15 protein-coding genes are annotated in these 12,071 nt (G+C 65.6%); 9 read left to right on the top strand and 6 right to left on the bottom strand.

The annotated features are described in order from the left end of the window. Window positions 1–129: 129 nt before the first annotated feature. Window positions 130–654, top strand: coding sequence for an FKBP-type peptidyl-prolyl cis-trans isomerase (locus tag AC27IO_RS14525; RefSeq protein ID WP_272568063.1), 525 nt, complete (start codon window positions 130–132; stop codon window positions 652–654). Between the two features lie 93 nt (window positions 655–747). On the opposite strand, the gene AC27IO_RS14520 is transcribed toward AC27IO_RS14525, so the two are convergent. The 4 genes from AC27IO_RS14520 to coaBC all read right to left on the bottom strand — a co-directional run bounded on the left by AC27IO_RS14520 (window position 748) and on the right by coaBC (window position 3,640). Continuing rightward, window positions 748–1,251 carry an outer membrane lipoprotein gene (locus tag AC27IO_RS14520; protein ID WP_498739360.1) on the bottom strand — a complete coding sequence of 168 codons (504 nt, stop codon included), beginning with the start codon at window positions 1,249–1,251 and terminating at the stop codon, window positions 748–750. A gap of 179 nt (window positions 1,252–1,430) precedes the next feature. Next, window positions 1,431–1,877 (bottom strand): dUTP diphosphatase, encoded by a 447-nt coding sequence (dut, locus tag AC27IO_RS14515; protein WP_317359496.1) that lies wholly within the window; start codon window positions 1,875–1,877, stop codon window positions 1,431–1,433. Between the two features lie 9 nt (window positions 1,878–1,886). After that, window positions 1,887–2,393, bottom strand: coding sequence for a hypothetical protein (locus AC27IO_RS14510; protein WP_498739359.1), 507 nt, complete (start codon window positions 2,391–2,393; stop codon window positions 1,887–1,889). 26 nt (window positions 2,394–2,419) lie between these two features. Further along, complete coding sequence (gene coaBC / locus AC27IO_RS14505; protein WP_498739356.1) at window positions 2,420–3,640, bottom strand: bifunctional phosphopantothenoylcysteine decarboxylase/phosphopantothenate--cysteine ligase CoaBC; 1,221 nt, start codon at window positions 3,638–3,640, stop codon at window positions 2,420–2,422. Between the two features lie 101 nt (window positions 3,641–3,741). Here coaBC and pyrG point away from each other — a divergent pair, with 101 nt between their 5' ends. The 8 genes from pyrG to AC27IO_RS14465 all read left to right on the top strand — a co-directional run bounded on the left by pyrG (window position 3,742) and on the right by AC27IO_RS14465 (window position 10,299). Continuing rightward, the gene (gene pyrG, locus AC27IO_RS14500) at window positions 3,742–5,412 is read left to right on the top strand and encodes a CTP synthase (protein WP_272568057.1); all 1,671 of its coding nucleotides are present in this window, start codon (window positions 3,742–3,744) and stop codon (window positions 5,410–5,412) included. A gap of 45 nt (window positions 5,413–5,457) precedes the next feature. Continuing rightward, window positions 5,458–6,315 (top strand): 3-deoxy-8-phosphooctulonate synthase, encoded by an 858-nt coding sequence (gene kdsA, locus AC27IO_RS14495; protein WP_272568056.1) that lies wholly within the window; start codon window positions 5,458–5,460, stop codon window positions 6,313–6,315. A gap of 3 nt (window positions 6,316–6,318) precedes the next feature. Continuing rightward, complete coding sequence (locus tag AC27IO_RS14490; RefSeq protein ID WP_272568055.1) at window positions 6,319–6,609, top strand: DUF1330 domain-containing protein; 291 nt, start codon at window positions 6,319–6,321, stop codon at window positions 6,607–6,609. A 25-nt stretch (window positions 6,610–6,634) separates the two neighbouring features. Next, window positions 6,635–7,438: a hypothetical protein gene (locus AC27IO_RS14485; protein ID WP_498739352.1), complete on the top strand. Its 804-nt coding sequence runs from the start codon at window positions 6,635–6,637 to the stop codon at window positions 7,436–7,438. Beyond that, complete coding sequence (locus AC27IO_RS14480) at window positions 7,419–7,934, top strand: hypothetical protein (RefSeq protein ID WP_498739350.1); 516 nt, start codon at window positions 7,419–7,421, stop codon at window positions 7,932–7,934. Before AC27IO_RS14485 ends, AC27IO_RS14480 begins: the two co-directional genes overlap by 20 nt. Before the next feature lie 89 nt (window positions 7,935–8,023). Next, entirely contained in the window at window positions 8,024–9,310 is a 1,287-nt protein-coding gene (eno, locus tag AC27IO_RS14475; protein WP_272568051.1) for a phosphopyruvate hydratase, read from the top strand. Window positions 9,311–9,406: 96 nt separating this feature from the next. Further along, window positions 9,407–9,685 (top strand): septum formation initiator family protein, encoded by a 279-nt coding sequence (locus AC27IO_RS14470; RefSeq protein WP_272551727.1) that lies wholly within the window; start codon window positions 9,407–9,409, stop codon window positions 9,683–9,685. A 47-nt stretch (window positions 9,686–9,732) separates the two neighbouring features. Continuing rightward, the gene (locus AC27IO_RS14465) at window positions 9,733–10,299 is read left to right on the top strand and encodes a hypothetical protein (protein WP_498739347.1); all 567 of its coding nucleotides are present in this window, start codon (window positions 9,733–9,735) and stop codon (window positions 10,297–10,299) included. Between the two features lie 30 nt (window positions 10,300–10,329). On the opposite strand, the gene hslO is transcribed toward AC27IO_RS14465, so the two are convergent. After that, window positions 10,330–11,319, bottom strand: coding sequence for an Hsp33 family molecular chaperone HslO (gene hslO / locus AC27IO_RS14460; protein ID WP_272568048.1), 990 nt, complete (start codon window positions 11,317–11,319; stop codon window positions 10,330–10,332). Between the two features lie 28 nt (window positions 11,320–11,347). Continuing rightward, a complete protein-coding gene (locus AC27IO_RS14455; protein WP_272568047.1) occupies window positions 11,348–11,872 on the bottom strand; it encodes a gamma carbonic anhydrase family protein in 525 nt (174 codons plus the stop codon). Window positions 11,873–12,071: the final 199 nt, after the last annotated feature.

Genomic DNA, 12,071 nt, shown 5'->3' with positions numbered 1-12,071 from the left:
TTTTTCTGCCAGTGGCGGCGCATGAACTGCGCCGGCGTGAGCCCGCCCAGCAGCGCCAGAGGTTGTTGAACATCCATGGGGAATTGATGCCGCGTGCGCGGACGAGGGTCGAACTGCGACAATTCTCCTATGGAAATCAACCAACAATGTGTGGTCGCTTTGACCTGGATCCTGAAAGACACCCTGGGCGAGGAACTGGACGTGCTCGATGAGCCGGTGGAGTTTCTCGTCGGCGGCGACGATCTGCTCGCGCGCATCGAAGAGGCCCTGCAGGGCCATGCCGCGGGCACGTCGCTGTCGCTGCACCTGGAGCCGGAGGAAGCCTTCGGCGACTACCAGGACCAGCTGCTGTTCCTCGAACCGCGCAACCTCTTTCCCGCCGATCTGGAAGAAGGCATGACGGTCGAAGGCAGCGCGCTGCCGCAGGGCACCAACCCGGCGGCCCCGCGCGACGTGCTGTACACCGTGGCCCAGATCTATCCGGAGCACATCGTGCTCGACGGCAACCACCCGTTGGCAGGCATCGCGCTGCGCCTGCACCTCACGGTGCAAAGCGTGCGCGAGGCCACCGAGGAAGAGATCGGCCGCGGCTCGGCCGGCACCGGCTTCTTCCGCATCCAGCCGCCCGCGGCGGACGCACCCACCCTTCACTGACCGATTCATCGACCCATGCAAAACGCCCCGAGGGGCCCGTTTTGCATGGGTTGCCTGCCACGCGTGCGCGGCAGGCGACGAGAGCATGGGAGGTCAGATGCGCGAGATCTGGCCGCCATACAGGCGCACGCGGTCGCCGGTACGCAGGTCGCCTGGCGTGGTCACGTCATAGACGCGCTGGCCGCCCTGATCCAGCTGGATCGTCAGGCGGTAGCCCTCGGCCTGGCCGTCGTTGTTGTTGCCGGTGCGGCCTTCGATCTGGTTACCCACCACACCGCCGCCCACCGCACCCAGCACGGTGGCTGCGGCGCGGCCGCTGCCCTTGCCCACCTGGTTGCCCAGCACGCCGCCGGCCACCGCGCCCAGCACGGCACCCGCGCCGCTGGTGCCGCGGTTGCGCGCATGCAGGGTTTCGATGTTGGAGACCACGCCGAACTCGGTGCCGTTCTGGTTCTGCGCAGCGGGGTAGGAGGAATAGCCCGGCTGGGGCTGGGCGGGGTAGTTGTTGGAATAGCGCGGTTGCTGGGCGCAGGCCGAGAGCAGGGTCACCAGGGCGACGGAACCTGCCAGGGTGGCGGAGCGGATGAAACGGGACATGAGAGTTCTCCTTCAGAGCGATGCGCAGGCCTTCAAAGCCTTTGACGTGAAGCGGATTGCACCATGCAGCCCACCCCGGAACCCGACGGGCAATCGCGGCCCGTCAGGCAAGACAGATACCGGCAGCCATGTCGGCGCCGGCCTACAAAAGATCGGAAACAGATGGCGCGGCAGGCCGTTCAGGCCTGGCCCGTCGAGCCGTAGCCGCCTTCGCCGCGCTGCGTGGCGGGAAAATCGCTGACCACGTTGAACTGCGCCTGCACCACCGGCACGATGACCAGTTGGGCCAGCCGCTCCATGGGCTCGAGGGTGAACGCCGTGTTGCTGCGGTTCCAGGCGCTGACCATGAGCTGGCCCTGGTAGTCGCTGTCGATCAGCCCCACGAGATTGCCCAGCACGATGCCATGCTTGTGCCCCAGGCCCGAGCGCGGCAGGATCAGCGCGGCATACCCGGGGTCTTTCAGATAGATGGCGATCCCGGTGGGTACCAGTTGCCAGGCGTTGGGCTGCAGCGTGAGCGGCTCGTCCAGGCAGGCACGCAGGTCGAGGCCTGCGCTGCCCGATGTGGCGTAGGAAGGCAGCTGCGCTGCCATGCGGGGGTCGAGAATCTTGACGTCGATCTTCACAGGTTCAATTCACTTCTTGGGAAAACGGGAATTCGGGGGCTGGCGCGCCGCCTGGCGCAGCGCCTCCAGCACGGTTTGCAGCGCTGCGGCGCGGTCGGTACCGGGCGATGATGGCGGGCCGCCGGACAGCAGGCGCCCGGCCGCGCCCAGGCCCCACCACAGCAGGCCGAGCGATACGACGCCGAACAGCGAACCCCAGGCGAAAGCCAGCCACGCCACCGCCTTCGCCAGCACCAGCAGGAGCAGCACCGCCCGTGCCAGGCGCAACAGCCGGAGCCCTTGGGCGCCCGGCATCGTCAGAGAGGCCTGACGCGTCACCGCATCGCGGACGGGCGCCTTCAAGGCTGCGCCTTTCGCAGCCGTACCAACGACAGTCGGGCGGGCGCCGTAGTGGCCAGGCTCCTCACCGGGCGCCAACGAATGGGCCGGATGCTGCATCCGGCTGAGCCGCTCCACGTAGCTTGCGAAATCGCCGTCGGGCGGCGTGTCCCATTCGGGGCGCAAGGGATGCTGCACGGGTTGGATCGGTTTCGGACGGGATGTCAGGCGGCGCCCGCAATGCGCCGGGCGATCTCGGCCACCAACTGGCGGGCCAGCTCGCGCTTGGAAGCGCGCGGCAGTTCGCGGTGCCCCTGGGCATCGATCAGCAGCAGCGCGTTGTCGTCCTGCCCGAAGGTGGCTGGGCCGATGTTGCCCACCAGCAGCGGCACGCCCTTGCGCTCGCGCTTGGCGCTGGCGTGGCGCAGCAGGTCTTCGCTCTCGGCCGCAAAGCCGACGCAGAACAATTGCCCCGAGAGCGCGCGCTCGGATTTCGCGACCTGGGCCAGGATGTCCGTGTTCTCCACGAACGCCAGCGCAGGCACCTCGCCGGAGCCGTCCTTCTTGATCTTGTGGCGGGCTGCCTGCGCAGGGCGCCAGTCGGCCACGGCAGCGGTTGCTACAAAAACAGTAGCATCCGAGGCATATTCCACTACGGCATCGAGCATGTTTTGTGCCGATTGCACGTCCACGCGGCGCACGCCGCGCGGTGTGGGCAGGTGTACCGGCCCCGCCACCAGCGTGACTTGCGCGCCGGCCTCGCGCGCGGCGCGGGCGATGGAAAAGCCCATCTTGCCGCTGGAGCGGTTGGTGATGCCGCGCACCGGGTCGATGGCCTCGAACGTAGGGCCCGCCGTCACCAGCACGTGCTGGCCGGCCAGCACCTTGGGCGCGAAGAACGCCGTCAGTTCCTCCAGCAGTTCGGCCGGCTCCAGCATGCGGCCGTCACCGGTCTCGCCGCAGGCCTGGTCGCCGTTGCCCACGGCCAGCACCACGGCGCCGTCGCGCGCGACCTGCGCCAGGTTGCGCTGCGTGGCCGGGTGCGCCCACATCTCGCGGTTCATGGCGGGGGCGAGCAGCAGCGGCACGCGGTCGATGGGCCGGGCCAGGCAGGTCAGGCTCAGCAGTTCGTCGGAGCGCCCCTGCGCCAGGCGCGCGATGAAGTCCGCGCTGCACGGCGCGATGACGATCGCGTCGGCCTCGCGGCCCAGGTTGATGTGCGGCATGTTGTTGGGCTCGCGCGCGTCCCACTGCGAGTGGTACACCGTGCGCCCCGTCAGCGCCTGCATCGTGACGGGGGTCATGAACTGCGCGGCCGCCTCGGTCATCACGACCTGCACGGTGGCCCCGGCCTTGATGAGCAGGCGGGCGAATTCGGCCGATTTGTAGCAGGCGATGCCGCCGGAGAGTCCCAGGAGAATGTGTTTGCCGGCGAGCTCGTTCATGGCGCGCAATTTAGCAGACGGAGCCTGCGGGCTTGCAAAGCGCTGGCCGGGGCCTTGATGGCCGCCCTCTATAATCCCGATTTCCCACCACCAAAAAAGACATGACCAAATTTGTCTTCGTCACCGGCGGTGTGGTGTCTTCCCTGGGCAAGGGAATCGCCTCAGCCTCCCTTGCCGCGATCCTCGAATCGCGGGGCCTCAAAGTCACCCTCATCAAGCTCGACCCGTACATCAACGTGGACCCGGGCACCATGTCCCCGTTCCAGCACGGCGAGGTCTTCGTCACCGACGACGGCGCCGAAACCGACCTCGATCTCGGCCACTATGAGCGTTTCATCGAAACGCGCATGAAAAAGACCAACAACTTCACCACGGGCCGCATCTACCAGAGCGTGCTGGAGAAGGAACGGCGCGGCGACTACCTCGGCAAGACCGTGCAGGTCATTCCGCACGTCACCAACGAAATCCAGGAATACATCAAGCGCGGCGCCGGCGTGGGCACGGGCGACGCGGTGGACGTGGCCATCGTCGAGATCGGCGGCACGGTGGGCGACATCGAGTCCCTGCCCTTCCTGGAAGCGGTGCGCCAGCTGAGCCTCAAGCTCGGCCCCAACAACGCCGCCTTCGTGCACCTGACCTACCTGCCGTGGATCGCCGCCGCGGGCGAGCTCAAGACCAAGCCGACCCAGCACACCGTGCAGGAGCTGCGCAAGATCGGCATCCAGCCCGATGCGTTGCTGTGCCGCGCCGACCGCCGCATTCCCGAGGAAGAGCGCGGCAAGATTTCGCTGTTCACCAACGTGCCCGAGTGGGGCGTGATCAGCATGTGGGACGTGGACACCATCTACAAGGTGCCGCGCATGCTGCACGAACAGGGCCTGGACGGCCTGATCTGCGACAAGCTTCGCCTGAACACGCCGCCCACGACCCTCAAGCGCTGGGACCAGCTCGTCTACGAGACCGAGCATCCACAGGGCGAGGTCACCATCGCCATGGTGGGCAAGTACGTGGACCTGTCCGACAGCTACAAGTCGGTGAACGAGGCGCTGCGCCACGCCGGCATGAAGAACCATGTGCGCGTGAAGATCGAGCACATCGATTCCGAGACCATCGGCGCGGCCGACGCGGCCGAAAAACTCGCCAAGTACGATGCCATCCTGGTGCCCGGCGGCTTCGGCGCGCGGGGCGTGGAAGGCAAGATCAGCACGGCCCGCTATGCCCGCGAGCACCAGGTGCCCTATCTGGGCATCTGCCTGGGAATGCAGGTCGCCACCATCGAATACGCGCGCCACGTGGCCGGTCTCAAGGACGCCAACAGCACCGAGTTCGAGCCTGCCACGCCCCACCCCGTGATCGCCCTGATCACCGAGTGGAAGGACGCCGACGGCACGATCAAGACGCGCAACGAGAACTCCGACCTGGGCGGCACCATGCGCCTGGGCGCGCAGAGCTCGGACGTGGCGTCCGGCACGCTGGCGCACGAGATCTACGGCAACATCGTCACCGAGCGCCACCGCCACCGCTACGAAGCCAACGTGAACTACCTCGACCAGCTGCGCAAGGCGGGCCTGGTGATCTCGGCGCTCACACAGCGCGAGCAGCTCACCGAGATCGTCGAGCTGCCCAAGAGCGTGCATCCCTGGTACATCGGCGTGCAGTTCCACCCCGAATTCAAATCGACGCCGTGGAACGGCCACCCGCTCTTCAACGCCTTCATCAAGGCGGCCGTGGAGCGCCAAAAGAGCCAGCAGCCAGCCCTCGCGGCGGCCTGAAAGCCTTCTTCCGAAGCAACGACGAGAAAAGAAAGAACCCCTGCCATGAAACTCTGCGGCTTCGACGTCGGCCTGGAACACCGCTTCTTCCTCATCGCGGGCCCCTGCGTGATCGAGTCCGAGCAACTGCAGATGGACGTGGCCGGCCAGCTCAAGGAGACGGCGGCGGCGCTGGGCATTCCGTTCATCTTCAAGAGCAGCTTCGACAAGGCCAACCGGTCTTCGGGCACCAGCTTTCGCGGCCCCGGCCGCGAGAAGGGCCTGGAGATCCTGGCCAAGATCCGGCGCGACCTGGACGTGCCCGTGCTGACCGACGTGCACACCGAGGACGACATCACCGAGGCCGCCAAGGTGGTCGATGTGCTGCAGACGCCCGCCTTCCTGTGCCGCCAGACCGACTTCATCCGCGCGGTGGCGCAGTCGGGCAAGCCGGTGAACATCAAGAAGGGCCAGTTCCTCGCACCGCACGACATGAAGAACGTGATCGACAAGGCCCGCGCCGCCGCGCTGGAAGCCGGCCTGCCCGAGGACAGCTTCATGGCCTGCGAGCGGGGTGCGAGCTTCGGCTACAACAACCTCGTGTCCGACATGCGCGGCCTGGCCATCATGCGCGAGACCGGGGCGCCGGTCGTGTTCGACGCCACCCACTCGGTGCAGCTGCCGGGCGGCCAGGGCACCAGCAGCGGCGGCCAGCGTGAGATGGTCCCGGTGCTGGCCCGCGCCGCCGTCGCCGTGGGCGTGGCGGGCCTCTTCATGGAAACGCACCCCGATCCGGCCAAGGCCCTGTCGGACGGCCCCAACGCCGTGCCGCTCAAGCACATGAAGGCGCTGCTGGAAACGCTGGTGGCGCTGGACACCATCACCAAGCGCAACGGATTCCTCGAAAACAACTTTGGAGCCTGAGCCATGAGCAGTGGTTACGTCATCGCATCCGTCACCGTCACCAACCCGACGCAGTACGAGGAGTACAAGAAGTGGAGCACCCACGCCATGCAGGTGCATGGCGCCGAGGTCTGCATCCGCGGCGGCAAAGTCGAGGTGCTCGAAGGCGACTGGAACCCCGGCCGCACCGTGCTGCTGAAGTTCCCGAGCTTCGAGGCGGCCCGCGCGTTCTACGACACGCCCGAGTACCAGAAGGCCAAGGCGGCCCGCGAAGGCGCGGCCGTCATGCGCATGGTGTGCGTGGAAGGCGTGTGAATTGAAGGTCGCGCTTCATCCACCCATGGTGGTCGCTATCGCGAAAGACAATTACCTGACGCCTCAGCACGCTTTTGCTGACAACACCTACATTCCGGCGATGAGCCCGCCACGGTATGGTCAGGACATCACCTCTGGCTGCCGCTTCCGCGCCCCCAGAGGCCAGAGCGTGGGAGACAGTCCCAGCGAACTGGCCCCCAAGATGCTGAAATTGCTCGGTATCTTTGCAGCCGGCGACAAGACGGGCATGGCCAGGCGTCTGTTTGATGATTTCCTGAACACCCGCAGGACCGCTGTGGAGTACTTCGATGACGAGCGACTCAATACGGCAGTGGGCAACCACCCCAATGTCAATTCGTTCTGCAATGCAGTCGTTTCCGCACCCAACTCACCCAACCGGACCACCGGCCAAGTACGCCTTCATCAATCGCTGAAGAACGCGCAGTGGGACATCAAAAGGCTCCATATGCCGACCAACCTGGGCGTTCCCGCCTTGAACTTGGGAAGCAAGGTCTTTTCGACTCGGGATTTCAATAACGGACTGGGATTGATGATCAACGGGGTGCAGTACGTTTATGTCATCGCGACCCACTACCATTACGACAGCAATGCCAAGAAATACTGGCTGACCCTGAATTTCGTTTTCTACGACATCTTCGGCCTGGACGACGATGATCTCAGGGAATATGGAGCGGCTTCAGATTCGATCATCGCTTCGCCGGCGTCGGTCGGCATTACGGCTTGGTGGCAGCTTCAGCATCAGTTCGGCTATTTCCCGTTGGTGACCCGCGCTGCCACCGTCAAAGAATATGAAATCGCTGCCGAATAATTTATTCAAAAACAATAAGGTATCGGCTTTTGCTTGTGCCTGCCTTATTCTCGGTCTTCTGCTGACTCCGGTGGCTTACATCGCCATTGGGAGTCTCAGCGGTTTTTCCGCAGCATTTTCATTGATTGCACTGCCACCACTGGCACTGAGCATCTCTTTTTTGCTTTTTCGCTTTTTTAAAAAAAATACTGCTACCGAATCAATCAATATCCGCCATGCGATCGAATTAACTTGCTGGCTGCTGGTATTTTTGTTTTTATTCTTTGTCTCCAACTTCACACTGCTGACCACTTCAGAGCGCGTTGGATTGTTTTCCACGCTTTTTCTGGTCTGCACCATTGTTTCAATTCCGTTGCTGGCCATTCGCCCTTCTGCATTGATTCAAAGAGTGAATGCTTGGCCCCAGGCTTTGGTTATCACTGTGGGTTTAGTACTGGGTCTGCCCGCAGTCATTCTGACGGCCGCCTACCTGCTAAGCTCCGTTGCATCGCTTTGAAGATAACGCCATCCATATGAGAAGCACGCCTCCAATGCTGTTGGGGCGGCGCTTTGAGCCAGAATTAATCATCAACCGGAGAATCCTGAATGAGTGCCATCGTTGATATCGTAGGTCGCGAAGTGCTGGACAGTCGCGGCAACCCCACCGTCGAATGCGACGTGCTGCTGGAATCGGGCGTGATGGGCCGCGCGGCCGTGCCCTCGGGCGCGTCCACCGGCAGCCGCGAGGCCATCGAGCTGCGCGACGGCGACAAGGGCCGCTACCTGGGCAAGGGCGTGCTCAAGGCCGTGGAGCACATCAACACCGAGATTTCCGAGGCCGTGCTGGGCCTGGACGCCTCCGAGCAGGCCTTCCTGGACAAGACCCTGATCGACCTGGACGGCACCGACAACAAGAGCCGCCTGGGCGCGAACGCCATGCTGGCGGTCTCCATGGCCGTGGCCCGCGCCGCTGCCGAAGAGTCCGGCCTGCCCCTGTACCGCTACCTGGGCGGCATGGGCGGCATCCAGTTGCCCGTGCCGATGATGAACGTCATCAACGGCGGCGCGCATGCCAACAACAGCCTGGATCTGCAGGAATTCATGATCGTCCCCGTGGGTGCGCCGAGCTTCCGCGAAGCCGTGCGCTGGGGCGCCGAGGTGTTCCATGCCCTCAAGAAGATCATCAACGACCGCGGCATGAGCACCGCCGTGGGCGACGAGGGCGGTTTCGCCCCCAGCGTCGAGAACCACGAAGCCGCGATCCAGCTCATTCTGCAGGCCATCGACGCCGCCGGCTACACCGCCGGCGAACAGATCGCCCTGGCCCTGGACTGCGCAGCCAGCGAGTTCTACAAGGACGGCCACTACGTGCTGGAAGGCGAAGGCGGCATCCGCCTGACGGCCCAGCAATGGACCGACATGCTCGCCGCGTGGGTGGACAAGTACCCCATCATCTCCATCGAAGACGGCATGGCCGAAGGCGACTGGGACGGCTGGAAGCACCTGACCGAACGCCTGGGCGAGAAGGTGCAGCTGGTGGGCGACGACCTGTTCGTCACCAACACCAAGATCCTGAAGGAAGGCATCGACAAGCGCATCGCCAACTCGATCCTCATCAAGATCAACCAGATCGGCACGCTGACCGAAACCTTCGCCGCCATCGAGATGGCCAAGCGCGCCGGCTACACGGCCGTGATCTCGCACCGTTCGGGCGAAACCGAGGACAGCACCATCGCCGACATCGCCGTGGGCACCAACGCGGGCCAGATCAAGACGGGCTCGCTGTCGCGCTCGGACCGCATCGCCAAGTACAACCAACTGCTGCGCATCGAGGAAGACCTGGGCGACATCGCCCACTACCCCGGCCGCGCTGCGTTCTACAACCTGCGCTGACCTGAACCCACCGCCGTGGCACGGTCCTCCCTCCTTCTGTGAGGGCTGTGCCACGGGCGGTGACCGATCCCTTTCCTGCCGCCTGATCTGACCGCCATGAGTCCCCGCATCGTTCCGCTGGTGCTGCTCCTCCTCCTCGTGGGGGTGCAGGCGCAGCTGTGGTCCGGCCGCGGCAGCGTCCACCACGTGCAGGAAATGAAGGAAAAGATCGCTGCGCAAAAGCAGGCCAATGCCGAGGCCCGCCAGGCCAACGAACGCCTCACCTCCGAAGTGCACGACCTGCGCGAAGGCCTGGACATGGTCGAGGAAAAGGCGCGCAACGAACTGGGCATGGTCAAGCCCAACGAGATCTACGTGCAGGTGACCCACCGCTGAGCGGACGGGGCCTCTGCAGCGTTCATTCCCACCGCCCCCCGAGTCCCTTGGCCGCCGATCCGGTCCGCATCGCCCTGCTGGGCGCCCCCGGCACCGGGCTGGAGGCTTTGGCGCGCGCGGTGGCACGGCACCTGCAGCCGGGGCATGTCTTGGTCGATGCCTGCCCGGCGCTGCATGCGGCCGTGTCGCGCTGCCTGCAGGCGCCGGTGGGCCCCTTGCAAGATGCGGCGCAGCAGGCGCTGGCAGCGCTGGCGGCGACCCATGCGGCAACGTGCCGAGCCACGCTGCTCGGCGGACTGGATGGCGCGACGCCTTCGAAAGCCTCGGGCCAGACACCGCAGCCCTGCGGGCAGGAGCGGTTCGATGCCTGCCTGCGCGGGGCGCTTTCCGAGGCCGGTGTGGCCTATCGCGTGCTGTACGGCAGCGAGAACGAGCGGCTGCGGGCGGTCCTGGATGCTATTAAAAAAATAGCACCCAAGGCATATGATCCGCCGGCACCCACAGTTTTTGATCAAGAAGCGCCGGCACGGCCTGCCCGCCTTCGTGCATGGTCGTGCGAGAAGTGCAGCGACCCCGAGTGCGAGCACAAGCTGTTCACGGCGCTGCGCGGCTGATGCGGGACCCGCGGGCCTTGCCGCCGGCGGCTACTGAACGCTGGATGGCCCCGGCAATTGCTTGCCGGGCTCGGTGAAGATCTGCGCCGCATCCACCGCGTCGTAGCGGTACTGCTGGCCGCAGAACTCGCAGGCCACCTCGATGTCGCCGCGCTCGGCGAGGATGCTCTCGGCCTCTTCCACCCCCAGGCTGCGCAGCATGTTGCTGACGCGCTCGCGGCTGCAGGTGCAGGCGAACCGCGGGCCGTCCACGCCCTGCTGGGGGACGAAGCGCAGCAGTTTCTCTTCCCAGAACAGGCGGCGCAGGATGGTGTCCACGTCCAGGCCCAGCAGTTCGTCGCGCGTCAGGCTGGCGGCCAGGGTGGCGATGCGGTTGTAGTCCTCGTTGTGGCCGATCTGGTCCTCGTTCTCGCGGTGGGTCAGTTCGCCGGCGAGGTTGCCCTCGCCCTTGATCGGCATGCGCTGGATGAGCAGGCCGGCGGCCACCTGGTCATCGGCGGCCAGCACCAGCGTGGTGTCCAGCTGTTCGGACTGCAGCATGTAGTGCTGCAGCACGTCGCTGAGCTTTTCGATCTTCTCGTGGTGGTCGCCATGCAGCGGCACCACGCCCTGGTAAGGCTGCCGGCCCGGCAGGCGGTCCTTCGGATCGAGCGTGATGGCGCAGCGCCCGCCGCCGCCCACGTTCACCATGTCGCTCAGGCGGGCACCGTCCGGCACTTCGCCGTTCACCGAGGCCGTGGCGCGCAGGCTGAGGTCCGACTGCACCTCGGCCACCGCCAGCTTGACGGGGCCGTCGCCGAAGACCTGCAGCACCAGCGCCCCGTTGAACTTGATGTTGGACTGCATCAGCACGCCGGCCGCGGCCATCTCGCCCAATAGCTCGCGCACGGGCGGCGGATAGGCGCCGGAGGTGGTGTTGCCGGCGCGCCGCGCGAGGATCTCGGTCCAGGCGTCGGTGAGGCGCACGATCATGCCGCGCACGGGCAGGCCATCGAAAAGAAACTTGTGGAGTTCAGACACCCTGGTTTTCCTGAAATGTTGGCGCCGCTCAAGCCAGCTTGCGCAACCCGGCGCGAAAGCGCTGGGCGTTGTCGATGTAGGTCTGCGCATTCCGGCGCAGGCCCTCGATCTGCTCGGGCGAGAGCTGGCGCACCGCCTTCGCGGGACTGCCGATGATCATGGAGCCATCGGGAAACTCCTTGCCCTCCGTCACCAGCGCGCCGGCGCCGACGAGGCAATGCCTGCCGATCTTCGCACCGTTAAGCACTACCGCGCCGATGCCGATGAGCGATTCGTCGCCCACCGTGCAGCCATGCAGCATGACCTTGTGGCCGATCGTAACGCGCTCGCCCAGCACCAGCGGCTGGCCGGGGTCGGAGTGCAACACGCTGCCGTCCTGCACATTGGTGCCGGCGCCGATGGTGATCGGCTCGTTGTCGCCGCGCAGCACGGCCCCGAACCAGATGCTGGACGACTCGCCCAGCACGACGTGGCCGATGACTTCGGCACTGTCCGCCACCCACGCCGACGGCGCGGTGCGGGGAGAAATGCCATCGAGTTCGTAAAGCGCCATCCAGGTCTCCTTTTTTGTCAGCGGGGCCGAATCCTAGAATTGTAGGGATGGACCTTCGCCAACGTGCCCTCGAGGCCCTGTGCCTGACAGACCCCCAGGCCAAAGCCGCCGCCACCCTGGACCTGCACGCGCGTGCGGCCGACCATGGCGTGGCCGCGACCAGCCCGCAGGGCCCCGCCGACCCCGCCACCCTGCCCGG

Source organism: Acidovorax sp. KNOB132 (genome assembly GCF_057541515.1).
Note: the sequence above shows the minus strand (reverse complement) of the source record. Positions and strands in the feature narration are given on the sequence as shown.

Excerpts from the sequence above, each read along its gene's own strand:
- coaBC (WP_498739356.1), bottom strand. The coding sequence starts at position 3,640 with ATGAACGAGCTCGCCGGCAAACACATTCTCCTGGGACTCTCCGGCGGC.
- AC27IO_RS14455 (WP_272568047.1), bottom strand. The coding sequence starts at position 11,872 with ATGGCGCTTTACGAACTCGATGGCATTTCTCCCCGCACCGCGCCGTCG.
- AC27IO_RS14520 (WP_498739360.1), bottom strand. The coding sequence starts at position 1,251 with ATGTCCCGTTTCATCCGCTCCGCCACCCTGGCAGGTTCCGTCGCCCTG.
- AC27IO_RS14480 (WP_498739350.1), top strand. The coding sequence starts at position 7,419 with ATGAAATCGCTGCCGAATAATTTATTCAAAAACAATAAGGTATCGGCT.
- AC27IO_RS14490 (WP_272568055.1), top strand. The coding sequence starts at position 6,319 with ATGAGCAGTGGTTACGTCATCGCATCCGTCACCGTCACCAACCCGACG.
- AC27IO_RS14485 (WP_498739352.1), top strand. The coding sequence starts at position 6,635 with ATGGTGGTCGCTATCGCGAAAGACAATTACCTGACGCCTCAGCACGCT.
- AC27IO_RS14470 (WP_272551727.1), top strand. The coding sequence starts at position 9,407 with ATGAGTCCCCGCATCGTTCCGCTGGTGCTGCTCCTCCTCCTCGTGGGG.
- pyrG (WP_272568057.1), top strand. The coding sequence starts at position 3,742 with ATGACCAAATTTGTCTTCGTCACCGGCGGTGTGGTGTCTTCCCTGGGC.
- kdsA (WP_272568056.1), top strand. The coding sequence starts at position 5,458 with ATGAAACTCTGCGGCTTCGACGTCGGCCTGGAACACCGCTTCTTCCTC.
- eno (WP_272568051.1), top strand. The coding sequence starts at position 8,024 with ATGAGTGCCATCGTTGATATCGTAGGTCGCGAAGTGCTGGACAGTCGC.
- AC27IO_RS14525 (WP_272568063.1), top strand. The coding sequence starts at position 130 with ATGGAAATCAACCAACAATGTGTGGTCGCTTTGACCTGGATCCTGAAA.